At 67.7% G+C, this 24,375-nt stretch carries 24 protein-coding genes; 17 read left to right on the forward strand and 7 right to left on the reverse strand.

Going from position 1 to position 24,375, the window contains the following annotated elements; all coding sequences use genetic code 11:
* Window positions 1-32: 32 nt before the first annotated feature.
* The 7 genes from ACFY4A_RS18230 to ACFY4A_RS18260 all read left to right on the forward strand — a co-directional run bounded on the left by ACFY4A_RS18230 (window position 33) and on the right by ACFY4A_RS18260 (window position 6,045).
* Window positions 33-335 (forward strand): hypothetical protein, encoded by a 303-nt coding sequence (locus ACFY4A_RS18230; protein ID WP_390830419.1) that lies wholly within the window; start codon window positions 33-35, stop codon window positions 333-335.
* 213 nt (window positions 336-548) lie between these two features.
* Window positions 549-1,775 carry an ATP-grasp domain-containing protein gene (locus ACFY4A_RS18235; protein WP_390830451.1) on the forward strand — a complete coding sequence of 409 codons (1,227 nt, stop codon included), beginning with the start codon at window positions 549-551 and terminating at the stop codon, window positions 1,773-1,775.
* Entirely contained in the window at window positions 1,772-2,917 is a 1,146-nt protein-coding gene (locus ACFY4A_RS18240) for an MFS transporter (protein WP_390830420.1), read from the forward strand. Before ACFY4A_RS18235 ends, ACFY4A_RS18240 begins: the two co-directional genes overlap by 4 nt.
* The gene (locus tag ACFY4A_RS18245) at window positions 2,914-3,534 is read left to right on the forward strand and encodes an HAD family phosphatase (protein WP_189925673.1); all 621 of its coding nucleotides are present in this window, start codon (window positions 2,914-2,916) and stop codon (window positions 3,532-3,534) included. Before ACFY4A_RS18240 ends, ACFY4A_RS18245 begins: the two co-directional genes overlap by 4 nt.
* 31 nt (window positions 3,535-3,565) lie before the next feature.
* The gene (locus ACFY4A_RS18250) at window positions 3,566-4,432 is read left to right on the forward strand and encodes a DUF317 domain-containing protein (RefSeq protein WP_360964980.1); all 867 of its coding nucleotides are present in this window, start codon (window positions 3,566-3,568) and stop codon (window positions 4,430-4,432) included.
* 30 nt (window positions 4,433-4,462) lie between these two features.
* Complete coding sequence (locus ACFY4A_RS18255; protein WP_006143140.1) at window positions 4,463-4,951, forward strand: hypothetical protein; 489 nt, start codon at window positions 4,463-4,465, stop codon at window positions 4,949-4,951.
* A gap of 53 nt (window positions 4,952-5,004) precedes the next feature.
* Window positions 5,005-6,045 carry a SpaA isopeptide-forming pilin-related protein gene (locus ACFY4A_RS18260; RefSeq protein WP_390830421.1) on the forward strand — a complete coding sequence of 347 codons (1,041 nt, stop codon included), beginning with the start codon at window positions 5,005-5,007 and terminating at the stop codon, window positions 6,043-6,045.
* 642 nt (window positions 6,046-6,687) lie between these two features.
* On the opposite strand, the gene ACFY4A_RS18265 is transcribed toward ACFY4A_RS18260, so the two are convergent.
* Both ACFY4A_RS18265 and ACFY4A_RS18270 read right to left on the reverse strand, forming a co-directional pair.
* Window positions 6,688-8,211: a gamma-glutamyltransferase gene (locus ACFY4A_RS18265; protein ID WP_390830422.1), complete on the reverse strand. Its 1,524-nt coding sequence runs from the start codon at window positions 8,209-8,211 to the stop codon at window positions 6,688-6,690.
* Window positions 8,212-8,418: 207 nt separating this feature from the next.
* Window positions 8,419-9,597: a hypothetical protein gene (locus ACFY4A_RS18270; RefSeq protein ID WP_390830423.1), complete on the reverse strand. Its 1,179-nt coding sequence runs from the start codon at window positions 9,595-9,597 to the stop codon at window positions 8,419-8,421.
* A gap of 248 nt (window positions 9,598-9,845) precedes the next feature.
* On the opposite strand from ACFY4A_RS18270, the gene ACFY4A_RS18275 reads away from it, so the two are divergent.
* The 6 genes from ACFY4A_RS18275 (at window position 9,846) to ACFY4A_RS18300 (ending at window position 14,553) form a co-directional block, all read left to right on the forward strand.
* Window positions 9,846-11,246, forward strand: coding sequence for a Shedu anti-phage system protein SduA domain-containing protein (locus ACFY4A_RS18275; protein ID WP_390830424.1), 1,401 nt, complete (start codon window positions 9,846-9,848; stop codon window positions 11,244-11,246).
* Between the two features lie 829 nt (window positions 11,247-12,075).
* Window positions 12,076-12,429, forward strand: a complete 354-nt coding sequence (locus ACFY4A_RS18280) for a DUF317 domain-containing protein (protein WP_006143137.1) — start codon at window positions 12,076-12,078, stop codon at window positions 12,427-12,429.
* A gap of 102 nt (window positions 12,430-12,531) precedes the next feature.
* Window positions 12,532-12,822 carry a hypothetical protein gene (locus ACFY4A_RS18285; RefSeq protein WP_390830425.1) on the forward strand — a complete coding sequence of 97 codons (291 nt, stop codon included), beginning with the start codon at window positions 12,532-12,534 and terminating at the stop codon, window positions 12,820-12,822.
* Between the two features lie 16 nt (window positions 12,823-12,838).
* A complete protein-coding gene (locus tag ACFY4A_RS18290; RefSeq protein WP_390830426.1) occupies window positions 12,839-13,660 on the forward strand; it encodes a DUF317 domain-containing protein in 822 nt (273 codons plus the stop codon).
* A 220-nt stretch (window positions 13,661-13,880) separates the two neighbouring features.
* Window positions 13,881-14,078 carry a hypothetical protein gene (locus tag ACFY4A_RS18295; RefSeq protein WP_390830427.1) on the forward strand — a complete coding sequence of 66 codons (198 nt, stop codon included), beginning with the start codon at window positions 13,881-13,883 and terminating at the stop codon, window positions 14,076-14,078.
* 7 nt (window positions 14,079-14,085) lie between these two features.
* The gene (locus tag ACFY4A_RS18300) at window positions 14,086-14,553 is read left to right on the forward strand and encodes an NUDIX hydrolase (RefSeq protein WP_390830428.1); all 468 of its coding nucleotides are present in this window, start codon (window positions 14,086-14,088) and stop codon (window positions 14,551-14,553) included.
* A 10-nt stretch (window positions 14,554-14,563) separates the two neighbouring features.
* Here ACFY4A_RS18300 and ACFY4A_RS18305 read toward each other — a convergent pair whose 3' ends face one another.
* Window positions 14,564-15,133 carry an HD domain-containing protein gene (locus ACFY4A_RS18305; RefSeq protein WP_390830429.1) on the reverse strand — a complete coding sequence of 190 codons (570 nt, stop codon included), beginning with the start codon at window positions 15,131-15,133 and terminating at the stop codon, window positions 14,564-14,566.
* Between the two features lie 419 nt (window positions 15,134-15,552).
* Here ACFY4A_RS18305 and serS point away from each other — a divergent pair, with 419 nt between their 5' ends.
* Window positions 15,553-16,839 (forward strand): serine--tRNA ligase, encoded by a 1,287-nt coding sequence (gene serS, locus ACFY4A_RS18310; protein ID WP_390830430.1) that lies wholly within the window; start codon window positions 15,553-15,555, stop codon window positions 16,837-16,839.
* Between the two features lie 44 nt (window positions 16,840-16,883).
* Here the strand turns inward: serS and ACFY4A_RS18315 are convergent, their stop codons facing one another.
* Window positions 16,884-17,867, reverse strand: coding sequence for a hypothetical protein (locus ACFY4A_RS18315; RefSeq protein ID WP_390830431.1), 984 nt, complete (start codon window positions 17,865-17,867; stop codon window positions 16,884-16,886).
* A 520-nt stretch (window positions 17,868-18,387) separates the two neighbouring features.
* Here ACFY4A_RS18315 and aspS point away from each other — a divergent pair.
* The gene (aspS, locus tag ACFY4A_RS18320; protein WP_390830432.1) at window positions 18,388-19,710 is read left to right on the forward strand and encodes an aspartate--tRNA(Asn) ligase; all 1,323 of its coding nucleotides are present in this window, start codon (window positions 18,388-18,390) and stop codon (window positions 19,708-19,710) included.
* A gap of 128 nt (window positions 19,711-19,838) precedes the next feature.
* Window positions 19,839-20,408 (forward strand): nucleotidyltransferase domain-containing protein, encoded by a 570-nt coding sequence (locus ACFY4A_RS18325; RefSeq protein ID WP_390830433.1) that lies wholly within the window; start codon window positions 19,839-19,841, stop codon window positions 20,406-20,408.
* A 242-nt stretch (window positions 20,409-20,650) separates the two neighbouring features.
* Here the strand turns inward: ACFY4A_RS18325 and ACFY4A_RS18330 are convergent, their stop codons facing one another.
* Both ACFY4A_RS18330 and ACFY4A_RS18335 read right to left on the reverse strand, forming a co-directional pair.
* Entirely contained in the window at window positions 20,651-21,064 is a 414-nt protein-coding gene (locus ACFY4A_RS18330) for an NUDIX hydrolase (RefSeq protein ID WP_390830434.1), read from the reverse strand.
* A 155-nt stretch (window positions 21,065-21,219) separates the two neighbouring features.
* Window positions 21,220-22,470, reverse strand: a complete 1,251-nt coding sequence (locus ACFY4A_RS18335; RefSeq protein WP_234377037.1) for a hypothetical protein — start codon at window positions 22,468-22,470, stop codon at window positions 21,220-21,222.
* 737 nt (window positions 22,471-23,207) lie between these two features.
* Here ACFY4A_RS18335 and ACFY4A_RS18340 point away from each other — a divergent pair.
* Window positions 23,208-24,062: a hypothetical protein gene (locus ACFY4A_RS18340; RefSeq protein WP_334540769.1), complete on the forward strand. Its 855-nt coding sequence runs from the start codon at window positions 23,208-23,210 to the stop codon at window positions 24,060-24,062.
* On the opposite strand, the gene ACFY4A_RS18345 is transcribed toward ACFY4A_RS18340, so the two are convergent.
* On the reverse strand, window positions 24,053-24,280 hold the full coding sequence (locus tag ACFY4A_RS18345; protein WP_390830435.1) for a hypothetical protein: 228 nt from the start codon (window positions 24,278-24,280) through the stop codon (window positions 24,053-24,055). The two genes, ACFY4A_RS18340 and ACFY4A_RS18345, sit on opposite strands and share 10 nt — an antisense overlap.
* Between the last annotated feature and the right edge of the window lie 95 nt (window positions 24,281-24,375).

Below are 24,375 nucleotides of genomic sequence, written 5' to 3' on the forward strand. Positions count from 1 at the left end.
CCCTGCTGCGTCCTCAGCCTGTGGAGAACTTCATGTCTATCGCCGTCCTCGGATCGCACCGCGCGACCGGTCGCACCATCACCGAGCAGTTCCACGCCTTCGACGCCCACAACCCGAACGTCTACCGGGCCCTGGAACGCATGGCCGCCCGCCGTCTGGCCTCCGGCGCCACACGCGTCGGCGTGAAGGACCTCTTCGAGGACCTGCGCCGCCAACTCCCGTACGGAGTCGCCGGGCTGAACAACAACTTCACCGCCCTCTACGCCCGTCGGCTGATCAGCGAAAACCCGCACTGGGCTGCGGCGTTCGAGTTGCGCCGCCGTCGTGCCGACTGACAGCTCTCGGTTTCCTCCCGCCTAAGCATCCTCGGCCGGCACCGACTTCGCCGCTCTGCTCCGCCGGCCCCGCTCGCGGCGGCTGCTCGCCGGACACTCAGCGGCTCTGCGCCGCCGAGGGCCGCCGTCCACATATCCCTGCCCCCTCTTTAGATTCTGAGGAGCCTGTTCTTGCCCGACCGTCCTGTCGTCCTGGTCGTCGCCGCATCCGACATGGAGGCCGAGGCGTACCGCGGGTACTGCCTTCAGTCCGTGGCCGCCGTCTACGACGTCGTCCTGATCACCGGCGAAGAGCCCTCGTGGGAGACGCCGTACCTGCGGGACTGCGTGGTCGTGTCCGATCCGACCGACCAGGCGGCGCTGTCCGCCGCCGGCCGGGACCTGGCCGACCGCTACGACCTTGCCGGCGTGTTCACCTGGACCGAGTGGTACCTCGTCCCGGTCGCCCGCCTCGCCCGCCAGCTTGGCCTGCCCACCACTGCCCCGGAAGCCATGCAGGCATGCCGCAACAAAGCCACCTCCCGTACGTTGTTCGCCCGGCACGGGGTTCCGTCGGCAGCCTCGGTGAGCGTGCGCACGCGTGCCGAGGCCCAGGTGGCGGCCGAGCGGATCGGCTACCCGGTCGTGCTGAAGCCCGCCGCGCACGCGGCCAGCATCGGGGTGATCCGCGCCGACACCCCCGAACAGCTCACCGCCGCCTTCGCGTTCGCCGACCAGGCGGCCGGGCTGGGACTCGAGTCCACCAGCGTGCTGGTGGAGGAGTATCTCGACGGATCCGAGGTGTCGGCCGAGTGTGTCACCTACGGCGGTGAGACCACCGTGGTGGCCGTCACCCGCAAGACGGTCAGCGCCCCGCCGTATTTCGAGGAACTGGCCCACTCGGTCGACGCCGCCGACCCACTGCTCGACGTGGTCGCACCGGCGGCACGCGCCGCGATCCACGCCCTGGGAATCACCGACGGCGTCTCCCATGTCGAGATGCGGCTGGTCGACGGCCGGCCGCGGCTGGTCGAGGTCAACGGCCGGATCGCCGGTGACATGATCGGCCATCTCGTCCAGCTCGCCACCGGCATCGACCTGCCGCGCACCGCCGCCGACATCGCCTGCGGCCGTGCCCCCGACCTCACCCCGACCCGGTCCTCGGCCGCCGCGATGCAGCTGCTCTACCCTGACACCTCCGGCACCTTGCTCCGCCTCGGATTCGACGGCGTCAGCCCGCGCTGGTTGGAACGCGTGCACTTCCAGCACCAGGTCGGCGACCAGCTGCTCCTCCCGGCCGACGGCGGCAACATGTTCACCGCCCGTATCGGCTACCTGATCACCACCGCGCCCACCGCGGACCTCGCACAGGCCCGCGCCAAGCAGGCTGTGCGCCATCTGCAGGTCGCCCTGGTGCCGCACACGGCCGACGAGCCTGCTGCGGGTGGCCGCCCCGCATGACCCGCGCCGACGCTTCCGTGCGCCGCAGCCGTGTCCTGCTGACCAGCTACTTCCTCGGCCTGGGCGTGGTGATGGCGGTCTGGGGCGCCCGGATGCCGGCCGTCCAGCACGCCGCTCACCTCACCACCGCCGGCCTGTCGCTCGTCCTGCTCGCCGCCGCTGTCGGCATGGTTGCCGGACTGCAGGCCGGCGGCCGACTCGCCCGGCCCGACCGACTTCCCCTGCTCCTGATTGGCGGAGCTGTCGCACTGGGAGCGGCTCTCGCCGTGCTGGGGCAGTGCAGGACGCTGACCTCGCTACTCGCGGCGGCTGTCACCTTCGGTGCCGCGCACGGTGTCCTGGACGTCGCCGCCAATACCGCGGCGGTTCGCTGCCAGAACGCCGCCAGCCGGCCGGTCATGTCCTCCCTGCACGCCGCGTACTCGATCGGTGCCCTGGGCGGTGCCGCCCTGGCCGCTGCCACTGCGCGCACAGCCCACAGCGCCTTGTTTATGGCCACCGGCCTCGCGCTGACCGCGACCGTGCTCGTGGCCGGGCCGCGCACCCTCGCGCTGAGCGGCGCCGACCAGCCCAAGCTGCCGGAGCCCCAGGGGGCCGGTCAGGGCCGGGCGGGAGGTGTGTGGCTGTTGGGTGCGCTGGCGGCTGCGAGCCTGCTGGGGGAGGGGGCGGCGGCCGACTGGGCCGCAGTGCACCTGCACACGCTGCACGCCACAACTGCCCTCAGCGCGACAGCGTTTGCCCTCTACAGCATGGGCATGGCGATCGGCCGGCTCACCGGCGACTGGCTCACGACCCGCTTCGGCGCTCCTGCCGTGGTCCGCACCGGCGCTGCGCTCGCCGCCGGCGGACTGACCACCGGCGTCCTGGTCGGCAGCGTGCTTGCGGCGCTGGCCGGCTGGGCGGTCTTCGGGCTCGGCCTGTCCAGCACCGTCCCCTCCCTGATCACCGCCGCCGGCAGACACGGCCCGAGGGCCGTCGCCACGGTCTCCGTCACCGGCTACCTCGGCCTCCTCGCCGGCCCCGCCGTCATCGGCGCCCTCGCCAGCGCCACCACCTTGCCCACGGCCCTGCTGCTGCCCGCCCTCCTCGCAGCCGCTCTCGCCGCCCTCACCCGCCGAGCCCTGGAGAACACCGCCCCTTGACCCGCCCCACCGGCCCCGACGCCGTCATCCTTGACTACAACGGCGTCCTCGGCCTGCAGCCCACCCGCGCCCAGTGGCTACGGCTGGCCCGTACCGCTTCCTGGCCCGAAGACGATCTCGCAGCATTCCAGCGCGTCTTCTGGAACGCCCGCGACCTCTACGACGCCGGCCAGCTCAGCGACCTGGCGTACTGGGCCCGCGTCCTCGGCTTCCATCCGGGCCCCCGCCTGTTGCGCGAACTCCTCGCCGCAGACACTGACATGTGGACCGCGACCGACGAGGGCGTCCTGTCCGTCCTGCGCCGCGCCCATGCCACCGGACTGCCGATGGTGCTGTTGTCCAACGCACCCGCCCACCTCAGTACGGTGCTGGACACCCACGACTGGCGCCGAATGATGACCCAGGCGCTCTACTCGGCCCGCCTGCAGCTGTGCAAGCCCGACCCGGCTATCTACCAGCAGGCGCTGGCGGCCACCGGGGTCGGTGATCCACGACGTGTCCTGTTCGTGGACGACCGCCCCGACAACTGCCAGGCCGCCGCCCGCTTGGGCCTTCGCACGCTGCACTACACCGGCTCGACCGACGCCCTACGAGCAGCTTTGCTGCCCGCTGACTGACTCATCCGCCCACGCCGCCAATCAGGAACCCGTGTCCCTCCACGACGACCCTCACACGCCTGACGGAGACGTCTTCGTCTCACCGCGCCATCTCGCCAGCAGCACCAACACCGGCGACCCCGCCCTCACCCCGCTCATCGACCATGGCTGGGACGTCCAGCACGACGACCTCGGCAACGTGTACGTCAACGCTCCCGACCGGCGCATGCGCCTGGGCTACCTGCCCGAAGGCGAGGACGACGGGCTCTGGCGCATCAACGCCTACAAGGACCAGTTTGGCCCGCCGACATGGGGCGTCTGTTTCAACGACCGCGTCCCCACCGAGTTCGTCCAGGCGTTCACCACCGCCCTCGCCACCGCCTACGAACAGGGGCCGGACGCCTACCTCGCCAGACCGGTCTCGGGAACCGACGAGCACGATCCCTTCCTCGCCGTCGTGCCTCTCCTGCAACAAGGCTGGGAGATCGACCGTCCCCGCTGGGGCGTGTTCGCCGTCCAGGCCCCGGACGGCCTCGCCGGTCTGGAGTTCACCACCGGGGACCTCGATCCGGAAGCCGAGCTGACCACCCGTGACGCTCGCTGGCAGCTGTGGGCGGGAAGATCCATCGACCGGCCCGTCTGGTACGCGACGGCCAGCACCGACACCCCCGTCGCCCTGCTCACCGCAGTCACCCAGTGCGTCGCCGATCCGGCTCCGCTTCCCCGGTGGCGCCAGGACACCCTCAGCTACATCGAGGGCATGGCCCAGCTCACCCCCATCATCCCACCGCAGCCGCAGGCCCCAACTCCGCTCGACGTGCAGCGGGCTGCCTCTCGCCGGCCGGCCGCGCTGCCGGCTGCGAGTGTCCCTCGGTGGAGCACCAACAGCCGACCGGCCCTGCCCGGCCCGCGCCGATAGCGCCGGCCTGTCCCCGACCGGAGATCCCCCTTGTCCCTGCACGCCGCCGAGTTCTTCGCCGAACTGTGCCTCCCCTTCCACGACCACGCCGTCGTGGGCGCCACTTACTTCGCCGCCCCGGTCCCGGGCGCACCGCTGCGGCTGCGGATCGACTTCACCGCCACCATCCACGCGGACACCTACGGCGGACTTCGTGTGGCGGTCATCCACCCGGACCGCGGTGAAATCGACGTGGTCGCCCTCAGCTTCCTCGATCACGGCACCTTCCACCGCCGCGACGAAGCCCACAACACCCGGCCGAACACCAAGCAGTACGGCACGTTCAGCACCAACCGCCGCCCCGGTCGGCCACCCTGGGAGGGAGCCGTCACCACCGGGCTGCGCGACGCCATCGAGCAGTACACCACCGTCTGGTTCCCCGGCGCCTGGGCCGCGACCACGCCAAGCCCCGCGGCGAGCCGCGCAGCGCACCGGGCGCCCGCCCCGCCAGCCACCCGCAGCCAAGCCCGCACCCGCTGAATCCCCGTGCGGTGACCGACCTTCCACCAACCGATCAAGGAGCCCCCTTCCTCGTGCACGCTCGTTTCGTCCGTGGCGCCGTCCGATCCGCCGCAGTCGTCGCCGCAGTGACCGGCACCCTCACCTGGGCGCCGGCCGCGAACGCCCAACCCTCCGAACCGACCCCCTCCGCGTCGGCCACCGTTGCCGACACACCGGCCCCGGACGCGGGCAGCGTCGAGATCACCACCAGGGACACGGCCGGCGATGGGCTCCCCGGCGCCGCGTTCCTGCTGCTCAACTCAGCTGGCCAGGAGGCCGGACACGGGACAACCGACGCGCAGGGCAAGCTGACCTTCCCCGACCTCGCCCCGGGCATCTACCGACTCAAGGAGACCGCCTCCAACAGCCCGCTCCACGAGGTTGTCGCCGACCAGGACGTCATCATCACGCCTGGCGCCACCACGCGACTGACGATCACCGACCCATTCAAGGCCGCCAAGGTTCTCCTGCAGGCCAAGGACGACAAGACCGGCAAGCTCCTGCCCGGCGCAACGGTGAACATCGGCACCGGCACATCGACGCTGCTCACCCTGACGACCGGGGACAAGGGCACGGCCTCAGGGGAGCTGCCGGTGTCGAGCCGGAACATGGAGTTCTGGGTCAAGCAGGTCAAGGCACCCGCCGGATACGACCGCTACAAGCCGTCCAAGACATTCACCGCGGGCCCAGGCGCTCCGGTGACGGTGACCGTTACCAACACCAAAACCGCCACCAGCCCGAAGCCCCACCCCTCGGACAAGCCGACGTCCAAGCCCACCGGCACCCCGACTCCTGCGGACACGCCGGGCGACGGGACCGGCGGGGTCAAGCCCTCAGCGCCGGACACCGGCACAGCGGATGCTGACTCCTCGTCCACCGCAGCCACGGCCCCGGACGGCGACTCCTCGCCGCCGACCCCGGCAGGCTCCCTCGCCCACACCGGTGCCGACGCCACGCCTTGGATCGCCGCAGGCGCGGGGATCCTCGTCATCGCGGGCGTCGTCACCCTGGTCGCCGTCCGCCGTCGTACGACGACCGAGTCCGAGCCCGACGACAACAGCAAGAGCAACTAGCCGAACATCAACCACCGCCGCAGGCCCCCGTGAAGCGAATCCGGGGGCCTGCTGGCGTCTATCGACGCCGAACCGCACCGTTCAGAGCATCATCGAGGACCGGAACAAGTCGGCTACCTCACACGGGAGCGAGACGGGCGGCGCACGCGATACTTCCTTCGCCCGGATGGGAGGCGGCGCCATCCGGAGGAGGCCCCATCTGCGCCTCGCGACGCTGCTGGAGTTGTGTGTCCGCCAGGACCAACAGGGTGCAGCCGGCGGTTCCGTAGACTGCCGTTCCGCCACGCAGTCGTGATCCACCCTGGACACTGAGGGGCGGGCGCGTGAGCACCTGAGCACCATGCACGCTGACGCTCAGTCGGCGCTCACGGACGCACAATCGGTAGGGAACTTCCCGCCACACCAGCGGCCCGTGATGCCCTTGACGCTGCGGACCGCCCTTGGGGGTGCCGATGAGGACCAGCGGCCGGTGATCAGTTCCCGCCTCCGACTGTCGGCCGCGCCCCAAGATCAGCGAATCGTCTCCGTGCGTACGGTGCTCCAGCTGGCCGACGGCAGCTGACCTACCGCCCTGTCATCCAGGTTGGGTGAGCGGCTCCCCGGAACGCACCGCCACCGTTCGGGGTCGGTTGATGTGGAGATCTAGGCGCGTACCGGGGGCAGGTCGTAGCGACTGACAGCCAGGTACGTCTCTGGGGTCGCCGCTTCGAGAAGACTCGCGTCGCCTTCCAGGTCGAGTGCCGGCTCCTGGGGGCGGCGCAGCAGTTCGCTCCAGTCGCTCGTCGCACCCCGCTCGTAGGCGTCGCGGAGCAAGAGGCGCAGCCGGGGGCGGGCTTCCTCCTGCTGTTCGCGGAAGATCCGCCGTTGGGTGAGCCGCTGTTCTTCCTGGGCTTCGTCGCTGAGTTCTTGGTCGAAGCTCGACTCGTCCTCGGCGCGAAGTCCTGGAGTGCGCCGGGCGATGGCTAGGTCTTCCTCGTGGAGGCGCTCGCAGGCGGCGAATAGCTTCCGGGACATGCCGAGATGCACTTCGGTTCCGGGGATGCGGCAGGTGAGGAAGTCGTCGAGCCCCATGGAGCGGATACCGGCGCGCAAGGTCTGCTGCTCGGCTTGGAGCGCTGCTCCGCGGGCGTCGGCCCGCATGGCCAGGGTGAGCCCGTCGTGCTCCAGGGGCGTGGTGAGCCCGGTGCGTCGGCGGCGGGAAGTGCGGTCGGCGGCCACCGGCACGGTGCGCAGTTGCGAGGCGGGAGCGGAGCGCAAGGCGAGGTAGGTGAGCATCTGGGCGCGGGCCGCGCCGATGAGCGCGTCGTCGCTGTCGCTGAGGTGGTCTTCCAGGTTGCCCGGGCCCACCGCCTCTTCGTCGATGCCGGACCCGTAAGGGCTGATGGGCGGCTGGCCGGGGTGCAGGTCGTGGTCGATGGTGAGAAAGAGATCGTCACCGGGCCGTACGGATGCTCCGACCAGGACGGTGCGGTGCGCGTACGCGCCGAGGATCTGGCTGCCGGCCGCCAGCTGCGCCCACCCCTTGCGAAGCGTGCCCAGGCCGACGTCGCCCCCCTTGGCCTCGATCAGCCAGTACATCTCCTCTGCCTCGTGGCGCCCCCACAGGTCGGGCAGCTTCTTCTTTGGATCCTTGAACGTGTCGTACAGAGCCGGGATGGGGCCGCCGAGTTCAAGATGCTGAGTCTGACCGAGGCCCAGCAGCGAGCGGCAGGCCCACTCGGTCATCGTCATGCCCAGCCGGTAGCCGGCGGCGTTCTTCGCGCTGCGCTCGGTGCCGTGCGCGTACACCGGGTTCCAGGTCAGGCGTCGTCCCTTGGACCCAGGCACAGGGTGACGGGGCTCGACGGAGTGCGCGCCGAGGTAGGCGTACAGCGGGGAAACCCGAGCGACCAGTTCGCCGTGTGCGTAGCGTGGTTGGTTCTGCAGGTGCGGGGTGACGTCCCGGCCGACCTCGGTGGCGGCTTTGATGATCTCCCGCCACGTGGTGGTCGGGGCGTACCAGCCGTCGGCCGCCGGGAAGCCGTTCGACCCGGCCCACGGCTGATGCTCGGCCGTCCGCCACTGTCTGCGCGGCTTGTTCGCGGGCCCGTTACGGAACAGGACCGGCACGTCGAAGCTGTCGGCATACGTGAGCGGCGGCTCGTCGGGAACTTCTGCGGGGATCATGTCGATCACTCTGGCACGGGCCTCGAGGTCTCCCGGCGCCGGGTATCAAGGAGCATCACGGACAGGGGCCGAGGTAGGTTCCAGCGCCCTCCGGCCGCAATTGCGCTCCTGGCCCGCTGGTTCTGGATTCACTTTGCGCCACGGCCATGCTGGTGAGTCTTACAATCCTGGACAACCTCTGGTGTGTTGGGCGCTGATGATCATCGGCTAGCGTCGATCCGCACCCCGCATGATGTCGATCAGGTCGCCAAGGCTCGGAAGGCGTCCTCGGTAGACCATGGTGAGAACCAGCGTGATGAGCAGTGCCGCTACAGGGCTTACGGCGGTGTCGGGTAGCCCTATCTGTGCCACGCCAACCAGCGCGACTGTGATCAGCACTCCGCCGAACAGCAGCCGTAGCCACCCCCAATCCCGCGGGACCTGTACGTTCTCGAGCTGCTCGTCGTCCAGCAGCTGTGAGACTCGGCCTTGTGCGTACCGTTCGGCGATCACCAAGAGCATCGTCGCCAACTCGGGCAGCGCACCCGAGGGGTCTTTGTACTGGCGACTCTCGGCACTCCTCAGAGCGGCTATGACCTTTTCGGCGTGCTGTTTGAGCACCTTCCGGTCGTGGCGGCGCACCCCGTTGAACGGGCCGACCCGATAGCACGTGCGCCATGCCTGCTTGATCACGTTCTCCGCTCGCCTCACGGAGACTGGCTTGCGCTCCAGCACTCCCGTCGGCGCTTGGGACTGTCGCTGCAACTCGTGATACGCACGGCCGCACTGGATTGCGCACACGGCCAGTGCCACGACCGGCCAGTTCAGTGCGGCAGCTTCGGCGGCCTCGCGCCTATGCGTCTGCCTCGGCGAACCGGTGAGCTGAGCCTCGCCTCCTGAACGCGCCAGGTGCGCGGGCCAGCACACCAAGAGGGCTAGACCGAACATCAAGCAGAAAAAGAGAAACCGAAGCGGCAAGAACCGGCCCGGATGCTGCCCCAGAGCAACGGCCTTTCCCGGCAGGCTCTTTATCGCATCCCACTCCCCACGCGCTGCGGCAACCCAGGTCTTCATGTCGTGCGGTATGGGGCCAAGGTCTACGAGCAGGAACACCACGAGCACGACGGCGAGCTGCCAGAGCATGGTCGTGGGCATGGCTCGCGCCCAGCGCCGGACGGATACAGCGACAAGGCCACGAGTCTCCGGTCCGCGGGTCGCGACGCCTTCCAGGGCCTCCCGCATCGCGGTGGAGATCCTGCGTTCGGTGTCGGCCGAGAAGGTATCTACCCGGGCTCGTACCACCGGGCGCGCCCAGCGCATCCATGCACGCCGCGCACCGTAGACGGCTGCGATCAGAGCGAGTAAGGCGACCAACAGGCGTGGGTTTTCGATCAGTACGAGGATCATCCTCGAAGTGTGGCGCAAGGCACTGACAACGAGACATGGTCGACTGGCACGGGAAACAAGTGGTCTCCCATCTGTGGCACATGGGCCACCGAGCAGCCAGCGGTCGTGAGATGCGGTGACGCCATCTGAATGCCATCCGATGTCGTCGGGCGGCAGTTGTCCCTCGTCATGCGAGCGAGGCGTTTGACAGTGAACCCGGCCGTTCGGCGTCGGCGACAGCAACCCAGTCATGCGAGGTTGATCGCCCTGTGGCGCTGGTGGCGCAGCGGCTTCGTCACATGCCGACTTCGGGGAACTCTCCCCGCGTCCGGGGTGGTATCGATACCCTCACGCAGCGTGTCTTCCGCCCAGCTCTGAGCGAACGCAAAACAAGTCAGCTGCTGGCCGGAGAGGAAGAACTTTGTGATCTGAATGATGACCTGCACGGCAAAGGAGCGATGACGGTGACCGCACCACGGTGGGCGTCGGTCGCGGCGGAACTGAAGCGATACCGTTCCGCTCCCACGGCGGCGCAGTTGGAGCTTGCTGCCGGTCTGGATGTGGACCTAGCAGGAGACACTCCAGCTGCTGTGGCGGCGGGCATCCTGCGCATGCATCTGCGGGGGCCGCTCGAACTGGGCAGAGCCCGCGAGTGCACCTATGGGCAGTCCTCGTATCTGCATGATCTAGCGAAGTCGACCGGTGCTGTCGTGCCGGATGCAGGCATCGATCGGGAGCTCGCCCACGGATGGATCAGTGCCCTACACGCTCAGCGTGTGGCGGAAAGCCTTGAGATCTGGAAGCCCGAGCCCGGCCAGGTGGTTGTCTGCCGCAGTGGGCCCGGGGACCGCTTCGACGTGATCTCCTCGATCGCTGCCTCGGGAAGGCTCTACTTCCGTGGCGGTGGTGGCCAGTGGGCGTGGCCACAGCACGTGCAGCGCATCATTCGGCCAGGCGAGCAGGAGTACGTGGATGCCCTTGCCAAGGCGCAGCAACAGTCCGCGCTTCGGCGGAAGAACGCGCATGTGCTGGGCACTGGACAGCTGGAGCGGCTGCACAAGTGGAGGGTAGAAGACCCGCCCAACCTGGGTGATCTGCGCGCTCTGGAAGATGCTCTCGCTCAGGCTCCGGACGAACGACCGATGCAGCTCGTCCTGGAACAGCACCCGCAGATCCTCGGGCACCTGGTCACCGGCAACCACCACATCTTCGTCAGGCACCAAGTGCGGTTCGCTGACAAGTTCGTGGCCGACTTCGTAGTCGGCGGGGTCACGTCCATGGGCGTGATCTGGCGGCTCGTCGAGTTGGAAAGCCCCACCGCCCGGCTAGTCCTCAACGACGGGCAACCCTCAAAAGAGCTCCGCAAGGCCACGCAGCAGATCCGGGACTGGCGCCGGTGGATCACAGAACACTTCCACACAGCTGGCTCTCCCGAGGACCGCGGCGGCACAGGGCTTGAAGGTATCCGGGTGAATCCCCCCGGACTCATCATCATTGGACGCGACAACCCTGGCGCGCCGACCGAGGCGATGCGCAACGAGTTCTTGGAAGAGAATCGCATTGAGATCCGCACCTATGACTGGCTCGTCCGAGCGGCTGCGTCCCGTCCGCCGATGGGCATCGGAGCCCTGGACATCGAACTCGATGAATCTTGGGACGAGGAAGACTGACACGCCGGACACGGGCCTGATGGGGTCTGCCAACTCGCGGTCTTGAGGATCAGCTGACGCACTACGTCGCCCGCCGGAATACTCCGGTGCTGAGCTCCCCATGCCTCGCGGGCGGTTGAGGGTGTCGCCGCGGCGACGTCTGGGGTCGCGCAGTTCCCCCCAGGCGAAGCCGAAGCCCCGCGTCGCCAACCCAGACGCCTTGACAGCGAAATCGGAAATCGCCTCCCTGCTAGACGGTTTGGAACGACCCCGGGATCGCCCCCGCTTCCCTGTGGCGTCCCGACGAGACCGACATCGCGTGGGACATGGGCGAAAGACGAGGTCTCACGGTCTGGGAACACCTCATCGCCACCGGACTGGCCCGGAAAACCTAAACCTGATCCCGGATGGCGATCGCCGGACGGTTGCGCCTCTGGCTGCCAGATCGCCGGGGTGGCGAAGCACCTCGGCATCGACGCCGTCAATTGAGCGGATTGACGTCCTGCCCGACCGCTCCGCCCCGACTCTGGCCGCGTGGCTGCGCGAGTTTCCCGGGGCCGAGTACGTCTGCCACGACGGTGGGATTGACGTTGCGACGGGCTGGCCCTTCGCGCCTGGCGAAGCCAAGGACTCCTCGCCGTCCTGTGCCCGGTGGCGAGAGGGCAGACGCCTTGACAAGGAAGCCAGTCGCCCCAGATCAGAGCGACGACGTCGACTAACTTCAGTGTCGAAGGACAGCAGTTCGCCGGGGGCAGACAGGAAAGATCGCGGAAGGACTGGCCAACGTGCGCGAGAGCATGTCAACGTAGACGACCTTGCAAGAAACCCCAGGTCAGAGAGGTGATTACCCGTGACCGTGGCTCCCGCCGGCCCTGGATTCTCCACCACCGTCGAAGCCCTGCGGCTGCGCGAGTGGCAGCTGGGTCCTGGCCAGCCCACGCTCGTCATGGACCAGTTCTCCGCAGAGGACTTCAACCTCATCGTGGACGATCGTGCGGACGTACACGTCAGCTCCAAGGACGGCCGGTTCTACCTCGGCTGGTTCCCGCTCGGTCGTCCCGGCACCGACGGCGAGGGATGGAAGATCGCCGTCACCGGCACGGCCAACGTACGCGGCTACCAGCTGTCGTTCGACACCGAGACGCCGGCCGACATCGTCGCTGCCGCCGTGGCGCGCGTGCTGGAAACCTCACGTCGCGTATGACAGTGCCCCACGCGTAGTCCTCGCTGGGAGGGTGGCCGGCTGACTGCCAGGCCGCCGGCTGATTCCACCGCTCACCGTTTTCCTCACCCAAGGAGGCCGTTCATGAAGTCCACGGAGATGACCGTCGGCGATCTCATCGACCTGCTGTCTGGTTGCGACCGCAGTGCTCCCGTCCGCCAGGCCATGAACCCGTTCTTTCCGATGGCACACCGCTTGGCGCAAGTCGTGCAGTCCGTGGACGAGACCGGCCAAACCGTCGTCTACCTCGCCGAAGGCCGAGACGAGGGCTCACAGCTCGGCCATCTGCCGCCCGAGGTCGCCGTCGCTCTGACCTGGCAGGGCGACACGCAGGCACCGCCGCGCCGCCCCCGCCGCCGTGCCGGCGGCAACTAGACCCGCACCGAGCCCTTTGGAGGCGCCCCTGTACCCCGAATTCCCGCCCAACCCGTCCACTCCACGCGGCGGCCAGCTCGCGTTCTGGGTCGGCCCCCGGCACCTGGCCGGTGACGATGGGCGCCTCTACGACACCGTCGCCGACACGCTCGCCGGCCTGGGCTGGACGAGCCTGACGATCGTCCGTGGACGGCACGAGCCGGACGAAGCACCCGAGGACCGCCAAGTCCTGCGCAGCACCGTCCTGCACATCAGCCCCGACGCGCGCTGCTGGGCGCAGTGGAGCCTGGCGGACGAGCCGTTCCACCTGGGCGACTTGCCGATCGCCTGGCAGATCTCCGCCCGTGCGGACACGAACAACCCGCTCGCCCAGTGGTCGGCCTACTTCACCCCAGACGTCCCCGGCGAGGTCCTCACGGACTTCCTCGTCGCGCTCGATGCCCGGGACCAGCCCGCCGTGTCCTTCGCCGGGCCCGAGCTGGTCCTCGACGCGGTCACCGCCCACGGCTGGCTCCGCGACATCGACCAGCCCCACGCGGCAGCGACGGACCCGACCTTCACCTCCCACCTCAGCCTCGGCGAGGTCCCGCCCCTCATCCAGGACGCCGACCCGCGCACCCTGGTCGCTGGGGCCGACGCTGCGGGACCGGCCGGATGGCAGGCATGGGCCGAGCCCGCGCTGGGCACGCAGTGCCTGTGGGCGGCGTCCTTCGCAGCCAGCGTCCCGCACGACCTGGTCGCCGCGTTCGCCGCCTCGCTCAGCTCGACCGCACCGGTCCTGCGCCGGGTGCTGCCGGCGAGCACGCGGGACCGGCTCCTGCGCGCCCCGGCTGGCTGAACGCCGGCTTCCGTCCTTCATTCGACGCATGAAGCCCGCCCTCCCCGATTTCGGGAAGGGCGGGCTTCATGCTGCTGTGTTTGCCGGTGCGCTGAGGGGTTCGGACCGTGACGGCAGTATGTGACGACAGCGGCGACAGAGCCCGTAATCCCCACCAGCAGTGCCATCTTGCCTGCCCAGACGATGCGTTCCACGATCTCGCCCCGATTGTCAGACCGGAGTGCCATCGTTCGTCCAGGTTCACCCTTACGACGACCACCTCATGGTCAACCCGCACATCTGGGGCCAGCTGGCCAGCGCCAACCCGCTACTCCAGCTCCGCAACATAGACGGCGGGGAGTGGTTCCAGCGGTACGGCGACAGCTTCGAGGCCGTGTGGGCATCCGCGCGCCCCTGGGCGCCCGACAGACAGGAGTAGCACTGCCGTGGGCAGGACCGAGTACTACCACGACCCCAAGGCCCCCAAGGCCAACACCCTTATCCCTGCCAGCAACCTGCTCGTGATCAACGACGAAGGCGCCATCCTTCTCCAGCGACGCCGCGACACCGGCCAGTGGGCCCTGCCCGGAGGAGCCCAGGACATCGGCGAGAGCCCGGCGCAGTGCGCCGTCCGCGAGTGCGAGGAGGAGACCGGCATCGTCGCGGAGGTCACCGGCTTCCTCGGCGTCTACTCCAACCCGGAGCACATCATCGAGTACACCGACGGCGAGATCCGGCAGCAGTACGAGGCCGTGTACATCGGCCGCCCCGTAGGGGGCAAGCCAACCGTCAATGAGGAGGCCGACGGCGTGCGCTGGGTTCACCCGGACGACCTGGACGAGCTCGACATCCACCCGAGCATGCACGAGCAGATCGGCCACTACCTGACCGGGGCTTACCCCTACCTCGGCTGACTGCTCGGACTTACAGCTCCACGCCGGCCTCGACCGCAGCCGCCCGCACGCGATCCACACTCGCGTGGATGTGCGGGGCGGCCCGGCGGATGAAACGCCCGACCACGCTGTCCTCGCCGTAGCGGCCCAAGATCTCCTGCAGCCGCTCATGGGGCGTCGTCCGTCGGCCGTCCGGCGTCGTGGTCATGTCGCAGTAGACCAGCGCGTCCACGAGGAGCGGATCATCCAGGAGGGGGAACTCGTCGGCCAGCTCAGTCCGGAGGCCACGCTCCTCGGCTTCGAGCAGCGCATACGAGTGGTTCGCGACCAGGCGGACAACCCGTCCCTCCGCCCCGTGCACGTCCCGGAGATACCGTGCTCCGTCCAGCGGATGGAATCCAGTAGAGACGAGCGGGGGCGCGTAGCCGATGTCATGCAGCACCGCAGCCGCTTCCAGCACCTCGGCGCTGTTACCGGCCAGCGGCGCCAGCGTCTGGGCGCAAGCGACAACGCCCTGCGAGTGTGCCCACCTGCGCGGGAGGCTGCGACTCAGCAGCTCACCAGCCAGTTCGTACGCCCAGTCAACCTTGGTCGTTGCCACCTGGGGAGGATATGGCAGCAACGGCGAGGAGGTCTTGGGCATCCGTGGCCGTGAGAAAAGGGGAAGCCTGGACGCTGCGGGAGCCGCTGAAGCGATTCTCGATTGCGGACCTGATCGCCGCGTACTTATTCTTCCGGGCAACGCGTTGACGGAGACGAGTAGCCAGGGATCACGCGAGCCGAGAGAGCTGCTGGCAGCTGGGAAGGCAGCCTCGCGCCCCAGGTGAATCCCCTCCCGAGTGCGGGGAGGAACGGCCTTAGGGAAGGTCCAATGCCCCGCCGGTTGACCCCCGTGACCGGGTCGTGAATGAGGCCACCATCTGCTGGTGGCGAAGGCGCGGTGGCACCGCGAGTTGCCCCTTCTCGCCCGCGCTCCCAAGGGATCACGTCATGATGACTGATCGAACGGAGCACGGCAGGATGATCGATGTCACCCTGATTCGCCAGAACCCAGCCCATGTCCAGCAGGCGCTAGCCAAGCGGGCGGTCCACGTCGACCTCGACGAGTTTCTTCGACTGGACGACGACTACCGACAGGTGCGGGCTGAGATGGAACGCCTCCGTGGGGAGCGCAAGAGGATCTCGGGCGAGATCGCGAAACGGCAGCGGGTTGGCGAGGGCGTGCCAAGTCTGCACGGTGAAGCATCGGCCGTGGGCGAGCAGCTGACCGCCGTCGAGGCGCGGCTCATCGAACTGGAGCAGGCGCGTCAGGTCTTCCTTGATCCGCTGCCGAACCTACCCGACGCGGACGTGCTGGCCGGGGGCAAGGAGAACAACGAGGTCATTCGTGAAGCCGGCCAGCGTCCGGAGTTCGGTTTCACGCCCAGGGACCATGTGGAGCTCGCTCGAACTCTGGGCTTGGTCGACTATGAGCGGGGCACGAAGCTCGGCGGCAGCGGCTTCTGGATCTACCGGGGTGACGGCGCGCTCCTGGAGTGGGCGCTGCTGAACCACTTCCTGGAGGCCCATGTGCGGGACGGCTATGAGTTCGTGTTGCCACCGCACATCCTGACCTTCGCGGCCGGGTACACCGCGGGCCAGTTCCCCAAGTTTGCGGACGAGGTCTTCGCCTTGGAGCAGGGGGAGCAAGGTCCGGAGCGGTTCCTGCTACCGACCGCGGAGACAGCGTTGGTCAATCTGCACCGGGACGAGACGCTGCCCGAGACGGAGCTGCCTCGGAAGTACGTCGCGTACACGCCGTGCTACCGCAAGGAGGCCGGCGGCTACCGCACGGCTGAACGGGGGACCCTGCGCGGTCACCAGTTCAACAAGGTCGAGCTGTTCCAGTTCACCCACCCGGACGCCTCGGACGCCGCACACCAGGAGCTTCTCGGCAGAGCGGAGGACTTGGTAAAGGGACTGGGCCTGCACTATCGGATCACGCGACTGGCGGCCGGGGACACCAGCGCAGCGATGGCCAAGACGTACGACGTCGAGGTGTGGCTGCCGAGCATCGAGGCGTACGTCGAGGTCAGCTCGGTGTCGAACGCCCGCGACTACCAGGCGAGGCGTGGCAACATCCGCTACCGGCCGCAACAGGGGAAGTCGACGTTCGTCCACACGCTGAACGGCTCAGGTCTGGCCACGAGCAGGCTTGTGCCCGCGCTGCTGGAGCAGCACCAGCGGGCCGACGGCACGGTGGAGGTACCCGAGGTGTTGCGCAAGTGGATCCCGAGCGGTGTCCTGACAGCACCGCCCTCGGCCTGAGTTGAGCGGGCTGTCTGTCGCACACTGAACGGGTGGGCCCCAGGTCAGAGTGCCCAACCACGCCGGTTGGCCAGCCATCGCAGTGTGACCTCTCCACACCACGTCTGTTGCTGGCGAAGATGCGGTGACCAGTCTGCTGCGGGCTGTCCGCCGGAGGTGAGGAAGAAACCGGAGAGAGCGGCGAGCGCCGCATCGAGCTGTTCGTCGGCGACTCCGCGGGCGGTGGGGTGCTGGGTGAACAGGGCGGTGGCGTCGTGCCCGTCGGCGTAGGCGGTGGCCAGGAGCAGGACGAGGTCGAACCAGCTTGCACCCAGGCAGGGCCAGTTCCAGTCGCAGATCCACGCGGCGCCATACGCATCGATCAGCACGTTGTCCTGTCGTAGGTCGTGGTGGAGGACGGCATTGCCTGCGACGGCCTCCCGCCATCCGCTTTCCAGGCTGGCCAGCACGTCCAGTAGGTCGAGTGGTACCCAGGAAGGCAGGGCGTTCGTGGGCGTGGCGCCTCGGGCGAGGTTGCGCCAGTCGGCGAAGTCACCGCCGTCACCCACCGGCTTGAGGCCCACATGCTGGAGTGCTGTGGGTGGGGTGGAGAGTGCCTCTGCTGTGATCCTGTACGTGTCGAGGGTGGCCGTGAGCTCATCAGGCTTCCACGGTGTGGTGGGCATGCGGCCACCGGGGACAGCGTCGATGCCGAGAACGACCCATCCGTCGTGCTCCTCAATCCACTGCAGGCGCGGCGCCGGAATCTCTGCCGGGAGCGCCTGGTTGATCAACGCTTCCCTGCGGTAGGAGTCGGCCACCACTCTGTTGTCGAGGCTCTTGACCGCCTTGACGAACAGAGGTCCGAAGGCCCCGCGGAGTACAGCGGCGAAGCCGCTGGTAAATCCGCTCCCTGCGCTGCGCCCGGCCTGTACTGAGCCTCCGAGGCGTCGGGTGATGAGCTGGCGAACGTCTTGTGGGAGGTCCTTCCAGTCTGGGCGTACCGCTGTGGCGTTGTACTGAAGGCGCGAGGTGATGATGTCGGGCATTCCGTCAGGATGGGGGAGCTGTGTTTCCCGGCGCCACGAAATTGTCACGCGGATCCGTGTCCGTCCATTCGCTGACTGAGCCTCGTAGGCTGCGCCCCGGGTAGCGTCATCATCAGTGCGACTACACCTCCTCCTTCCTGGCGCCGTTGATCGTCAGGTGGCCGCACCTGCTTCCGAACCTGCCCACTGGCACGATCACGACCTAGCAGAAATCTCGCTGTCGTCTCGAGGCCCTGGCTCGCTATCCTCCGTTACAACGCGATGACGGAGACGAGTAGCCCGGGATCACGCGAGCCGAGAGAGCTGCTGGCAGCTGGGAAGGCAGCCTCGCGCCCCAGAGTGAAGACCCTCCTGAGTGCGGGGAGGAACGGCCATGTGGTCCAATGCCCCGCCGGCTGGCCCCGTTACCGGCCACGAATGAGGCCGCCACTGTCGAGTGGTGGTGAAGGCGTGGTGGAACCGCGAGTCCCCTTCTCGCCCGCGGCCCCAAGGGATCACCATGACGCCCGGGAGGGCTGCGATGATCCATACGACCGATCGTGTACTGGTATCTGACCTGCACGAGCACTTGGGTCGAACCGTTTCCGTGTCGGGCTGGGCGCACACTCTGCGCCTGCTGAGTAAGGTCCAGTTCGTCGTCGTACGCGACCACACGGGCATGGTGCAGGTCACCCACCGGCGCGGCAGCGCAGGCGACGACATCGAGGCCGCCCTGCAGCAGCTCACGCCGGAGTCCGCGGTGCGGATCACCGGCCGCGTCGTCGAGAACCCGATCGTGAAGCTCCACAGCCTGGAGATCATCCCGGAGCGGGTCGAGGTCCTGAACCGGGCCGCGACACCGCTGCCCATCGACGAGCACACCAGCCTGGAGCACCGCCTGGACTGGCGGTTCTTGGACGTACGCCGCCGTCCCGCCGCTCAGCTGATGTTCGCCGTGCAGACCACCCTTGAGCAGGGGATGCGCGAGTACGCCTATGCCCAGGGCGCCACGGAGATGCACACCCCCAAGCTCATGGGAACCGCCTCGGAGTCTGGCGCCGAGGTCTTCGAACTCGGCTACTTCGATCGCAGCGCCTATCTCGCCCAGTCGCCGCAGTTCTACAAGCAGATGGCGATCTCGGCCGGAATCGAGAAGGTCTTCGAGATCGGCCCCGTCTTCCGTGCAGAGCCGTCGTTCACCTCCCGGCACGCCACCGAGTTCACCGGCGTCGACGTCGAGCTGGCCTGGATTGACGGCGTCGAGGACGTTATGGCGTTCGAGGAGCAGATGCTCGCCCACGCCATCACCAAGGTCGCCGGTGCACACGGCGATGCGGTCCGGGAGCAGTTCGGCGTGGAGATCACCGTCCCCACGACGCCCTTCCCCCGCATCACCATGGCCAAGGCGCACGACATCCTGCGCAAGGGCGGATGGGACGCGGAAGGAACCAAGGAGGACCTGGACCCGGAGGGCGAGCGGAGCATCAGCGCCCACATCCAGCAGGCCACCGGCCACGAGTTCGTGTTCATCACCCACTACCCCGTGGGCATCCGGCCCTTCTACCACATGCGGCCGGCCGACGACCCGAGCGTGACCCTGAGCTTCGACCTGCTCTGGAAGGGGCTGGAGATCACCACCGGCGCCCAGCGCGAGCACCGCTACGACGTGCTGCTGAAGCAAGCCGCCGAGAAGGGCATGAGTCCGGAGCCGATGCAGGACTACCTGAACGCGTTCCGGTACGGGTGCCCACCGCACGGCGGGCTGGGCATGGGCCTTGGACGCGTACTCATGGTCTTGCTCGGTCTGGAGTCGATCCGCGAGGCCACCTTCCTCTTCCGCGGACCGAACCGGCTCACCCCATAGCTGGCCTCTGTGCATGGCTGGCCTACGTCGGATTTCCCTTCCGGGGCCTCGTTCACTGAGAGCATGGACAGGTGAGTATTGAGGGAGTGGGGCGCTGGGTGCCGGCTCGTCCCGAAGATCTAGCTGTCATGTTCGCTGCGGCCGACTTCCCGTGGAGGATCGCTGGCGGGTACGCGATCGAACTCGCCGTCGGCCGTGAGCTACGCCCGCACGGCGATCTCGATGTCCTCGTCCTCCGACGGGACCAAGCTCGCGTGCGCGATCTCTTGACCGACTGGGACCTGTACGTGGCGGACCCACCTGGCATGGGGCGGCTGCGCCCGTGGCGTTCTGGGGAGACTCTTCAGCCGCCCCTCCACGACACCTGGTGCCGACGCACGCCTGAGGCACCCTGGTCCGTGCAGCTCATGCTGGACGAGGCGGAGGGCACCCATTGGGTCTCTCGGCGTACCCCACGGATCCGGCTTCCGATCGAGCGGTTGGGACGAAGAAGCGGGACTGGTATCCCCTACCTGGCGCCCGAGGTGCAGCTCTACTACAAGGCGAAGGCGACACGGGAGAAGGATGAGACAGACTTCGAAGCGGTACTGCCGCTGCTCGGCGAACCTCAACGCATTTGGTTGGCGAACGCCATCGCAGTAACCGTGCCGGACCACCCATGGCGGCAGCGTCTTACGCCACCGGACGCACACAAATGAGACGTCGGCCGCCGAGCGCGGTCCGCGGGAGACACGAAGGTGGCACGAGAGTTATACAACCTGAAGCTCTGGCACTCCATGAGTGAACACTTGGTCGACGAGGCAATGGCGAAGCCACGGCTAACCAACAGCAGGCAGATCAGGCCGATTTCAGTGTCCACGACCAGTTCCTTAGCTCGTCGGGAGGGCGGTCTGATTACCCGAAGCTGCCTCGTCCTCCGTCCGCAGCACGCACCGAGGTGTTACCGGCTCAGTGCGGCGTCGAGATATACCTGCACCGCGTCGAAGAGGCCGTATGGCACGTACGCGGGAATCTGGGCATGCCGGACCCATGCCACCTCAGCCAGTTCATCGTCGTCCGCCACGTAAGGAGCGCCGGACTCTACGACACAGGCCACGTAGGTCATCTTCCGGCCAGTCTTGGGGTGAACCCGTTCTCCGAGGACCTTGAGAGCGGTCACCTCCATGCCGACCTCTTCGCTCGTCTCTCGCACGGCTGCTTGTTCAGGGGTCTCCGTCCCCTCGATCTCGCCCGCCGGGAACTGCCAAGACAGTTGACCTTCCGTGACCCGGCGGCGAACCATGAGCACGGCGCCGTCCTGTACCACGATCGCGGCTGCGATGCCCGGTCGCTCTTGTGCCGTTTGCTCGGTCATACGTCTTCCTCCAGTGCTGCCAGCATCGGCGGGTAGATCGTGTCGACGGACATGAAGCGGCCCTGTAGGTTTTCAGATCCCGTGTCATTTTCTCAGTCGCGATGTCATGTGACTGGCCGAACTGACACGGGATTGAGAATCGCTGGCCACTGCCGTCACTCGTTTGAGGACTCCGTTGCCAGCGGGATACCGCACAGCGGGCAGCCGTTTGCGTGGTCGTCCTGACAGACGTAGCCGATGGCGCCATCCACGCACCATTCGGCGGCCTCCTCGGACAGCAGGTCGGGCCCGGCAAGGAGCAGCCGACGAAATTCCGTGGTGTCCGCAATGTCGGCCGGCCGGTTGGTGAACCACTCGTCGAACCAAGGCTTGTCCCGGTGTATGCGCCAGTGCGCATTCTCCCGGTCGTCGACAGCCGTAAGGAACCGATCGACGATGCGCCCCCAACTCGGTGCTCCGAACCAGCCGTTGTCGAACGCGCACAAGGATTCGACCAGGGTTCGCAGACCGAACTCCTTCTCGCTAAGGCAGTACCTTCGCCCCCATGAGATCGCGACCTGTGCCATCTCCGCGAGTTCTACGCGCGGATCATCCTCGTGTGCCGGGTCGTCAGGGTTGTGGCAGGCCAGCCCGAGCTCGAGCACAGACTGCCCGGTCGGTAGAACCCGGGACGGGTTGACGATCGCGAGACCGAGACCGATCCAGTCGACATGGTCGAACGACAGCATCGAGCGCACGAGTCGGGTGGTTGCCGCGTTGATCCGCATCATTGTGCCGTCGTGCAGCGGACTCTTCCCGGCATGCCAGTTCTCGACGGGTGTGTTGCGCCACACGGCGAGCGTGATGCGGGTGGCAGCGAGCCACAGCAGGGCGTCGTCGTCGAGGTGCCCGAACCGCTTGGCGCACTCCTGGGCGCCGTAGGTGATCAACTCTTCCGGTTTCGGCCACCTGTGGCTGTCGGGCCCTTCAGGCCCTTCAGGCGCGTACTCGTAGTCATCGGCGTACTCGTCGAGGATCGCGCTCAACTCGGCTGCGCTGTAAGCCTCGCTGTACTCGGAGCTGTCCGGCTCCTCGACGGTGTACATGTCGTGGTCCCAGGAGACGTACACGTCGCCCCAGAGCACGACGTCATCGCACTCGCTGGCGTTGTCCGTCACAACCGGCCTGATGGTGATCGGGGCAGTACGCCCGTCGGTTCGCTCGCCGTCCTTCTCGGCAGCCCATGCAGTGATGACCCCGAGCGGCTTCGGAAGGAGAGGACCGACCTCGGTGATGCTGAACGGCTCGTCGTCGTCATCGGTGTCGAACCGGCTGTTGACGAACGCGACCGCCTCGGAGGGCGAGCTGACGATGGACTGGGTACCACTCTCGTTGTCAACCACTCGCCACAACGCGCTGTTCTTCACGATGCTCTCCGATCGCGGTGAGTGCACCCGGGGCGGGTGCGATGCGCCGGGTCGCTCGGCACTGACTCCAATTATGGGCTGATCAACCCGTCCGTAGTCCCGCAGGCGCTTGTCAGCGACGACGCTCGGGACGTTCGTGTGCAACGAAGGTGTGTGAGTGGGTGGAACGGATGGTTGCCGATGCAGGTTCGTGACGCCCCGGGCCGCGTTGCAGCCTGCTGGACAGCCTGAGGAAATGACACCGATCTGAGACAGCCGCCTGCCGACACAACGTGAGACTCAAGGGAAATATCCAGGTCACAGGGTCGGCGCCTGACACTGAAATTGAGAACCTACAGGCCCGCCGCATTCTTCGCCACCCAAGCCGCTCTTCAACCGCATCATTGTTCGTTGCGTCCCCTGCCAGGTACACGCAGTGGACACCCGTCGCCGGATGGATCCGCTCAACCAGACCGCGCCGTACAGCACAGCACACGCCCGTCTAATCCAGCGTCTCGCGGGCCGTCGCGGTCCCTCCTGCCGCAGATCATCCCGCCGCAGCTGTTCCTCGCTCCGTAGAGGGGGGAAGTTGCCGCAACCGACCTCGTCCTTGGCGAATGCCAGGCGCTCCGCCTCTTCCCGCTCGATCAACTGCCGCACAGGATGCCGCACATCACCCACTACATTAATCAACTTACGGGTGCTTTCACCTGACGGCAGGTCGCCCCTACCCCACAGCGAGGGCCCAAGGAGTCCAGATGACGCTCTCTTCGCCTGGTGCACGGGCCGTGGACTTGCGTGTTGAGCCGGTTGATGACGTTCTCGAACACGTGGAGCGGTCCCTTCAAATGCAGTTGCTCCGTGACACCGTGGTGTGCAAGCGGCGCTCGGTTGGGGCGCGGACGGACCGTGGAACGTGGGTGAGGGTTGAGCGGCGCAGCTTCGACCGGATCGGAGCACAGGGCTGGAACGGCACCGAGGCCGCAGCGGTCTTGCATGGAGTGTCTATGCCGAAGTGGTACGCGGGGCTGGCGTGGCGCGAGCGGGACGAGCCGGTGATGTGGCGGGCAGACGAAATGGTGCTGGTCACCGCCCCGCCCGTTGGGCAAGCCGCTCTGGTGATCGAGGATCCTCAACTGTCGGACGGCTGGTGGGCGGCACTCAATGCTTCGCTGGACGCACTCGCCGCGCAGCGCACGCACCGCCTAGCCACTCCGGACACAGAGACGGCCACCCAGGAACTGGTGACTGGGACGATCCGAGCAGTCTTCCCCGAAGTAGACGCCACCGTGGATGAGTGGACGCCAGCACATGCGGATCTGACGTGGGCGAACGTGACCGGGCCCGAGTTCTGCATCATCGATTGGGAGGATTGGGGGATGGCGCCGCGCGGACTGGACGCGGTCACCCTCTGGGGGAACTCCCTCGCCGTCCCTGCCCTGGCACAACGAGTGTGGGCGGAGCGTCGGCCAGACCTGGAGAGCAGGTCTGGCCGGCTGATGGCCCTGTTCTTCTGTGCGAAGGTCGTAGGGCCGCACGCCCATCCCCAGGATCCCCGCTTGGAGCCCGCCCGGGAGGAGGCGGCGCGGCTCATCGCCGAGCTTCACTCCTGACGGCGGTTGCGCAGGAGGCTGCGGTAGTGGCGGACGGCCTCCTCGTCCACCGCGAAGCTCTGGGCGTTGGTCAGCTCTCGCAGGTGGTCGGGGTTGTCCGTGCCGACCGCTACCGCGTTCACGGGCGGGAGGCGGTAGGCGGCCCTGAAGGCAGCCTGCACCGGGGTGGCCTGCTGCCGGGAGCAGGTAGGACGGGGTCCCTCAGTCAGCCCCCGCACCCTGCCGCTCCTCTTCCTCCCCTTCGGCTGCGCCCCTCCGGCCGCACGGGTTTATGCGAGGACACGCATAGTCGTGTTCGTGCATAGACGCTGCG

Origin of the sequence: Streptomyces sp. NPDC001292, assembly GCF_042896465.1 — a bacterium.
Classification (GTDB): domain Bacteria; phylum Actinomycetota; class Actinomycetes; order Streptomycetales; family Streptomycetaceae; genus Streptomyces.

What these genes read in the sequence shown, in the direction of transcription:
- ACFY4A_RS18330 (WP_390830434.1), bottom strand. Translation starts at nt 21,064, where the DNA reads ATGACCGAGCAAACGGCACAAGAGCGACCGGGCATCGCAGCCGCGATC.
- ACFY4A_RS18325 (WP_390830433.1), top strand. Translation starts at nt 19,839, where the DNA reads ATGTTCGCTGCGGCCGACTTCCCGTGGAGGATCGCTGGCGGGTACGCG.
- serS (WP_390830430.1), top strand. Translation starts at nt 15,553, where the DNA reads ATGATCGATGTCACCCTGATTCGCCAGAACCCAGCCCATGTCCAGCAG.
- ACFY4A_RS18270 (WP_390830423.1), bottom strand. Translation starts at nt 9,597, where the DNA reads ATGATCCTCGTACTGATCGAAAACCCACGCCTGTTGGTCGCCTTACTC.
- ACFY4A_RS18315 (WP_390830431.1), bottom strand. Translation starts at nt 17,867, where the DNA reads ATGCCCGACATCATCACCTCGCGCCTTCAGTACAACGCCACAGCGGTA.
- ACFY4A_RS18340 (WP_334540769.1), top strand. Translation starts at nt 23,208, where the DNA reads ATGACGCTCTCTTCGCCTGGTGCACGGGCCGTGGACTTGCGTGTTGAG.
- ACFY4A_RS18285 (WP_390830425.1), top strand. Translation starts at nt 12,532, where the DNA reads ATGAAGTCCACGGAGATGACCGTCGGCGATCTCATCGACCTGCTGTCT.
- ACFY4A_RS18235 (WP_390830451.1), top strand. Translation starts at nt 549, where the DNA reads ATGGAGGCCGAGGCGTACCGCGGGTACTGCCTTCAGTCCGTGGCCGCC.
- ACFY4A_RS18240 (WP_390830420.1), top strand. Translation starts at nt 1,772, where the DNA reads ATGACCCGCGCCGACGCTTCCGTGCGCCGCAGCCGTGTCCTGCTGACC.
- ACFY4A_RS18230 (WP_390830419.1), top strand. Translation starts at nt 33, where the DNA reads ATGTCTATCGCCGTCCTCGGATCGCACCGCGCGACCGGTCGCACCATC.
- ACFY4A_RS18265 (WP_390830422.1), bottom strand. Translation starts at nt 8,211, where the DNA reads ATGATCCCCGCAGAAGTTCCCGACGAGCCGCCGCTCACGTATGCCGAC.
- aspS (WP_390830432.1), top strand. Translation starts at nt 18,388, where the DNA reads ATGATCCATACGACCGATCGTGTACTGGTATCTGACCTGCACGAGCAC.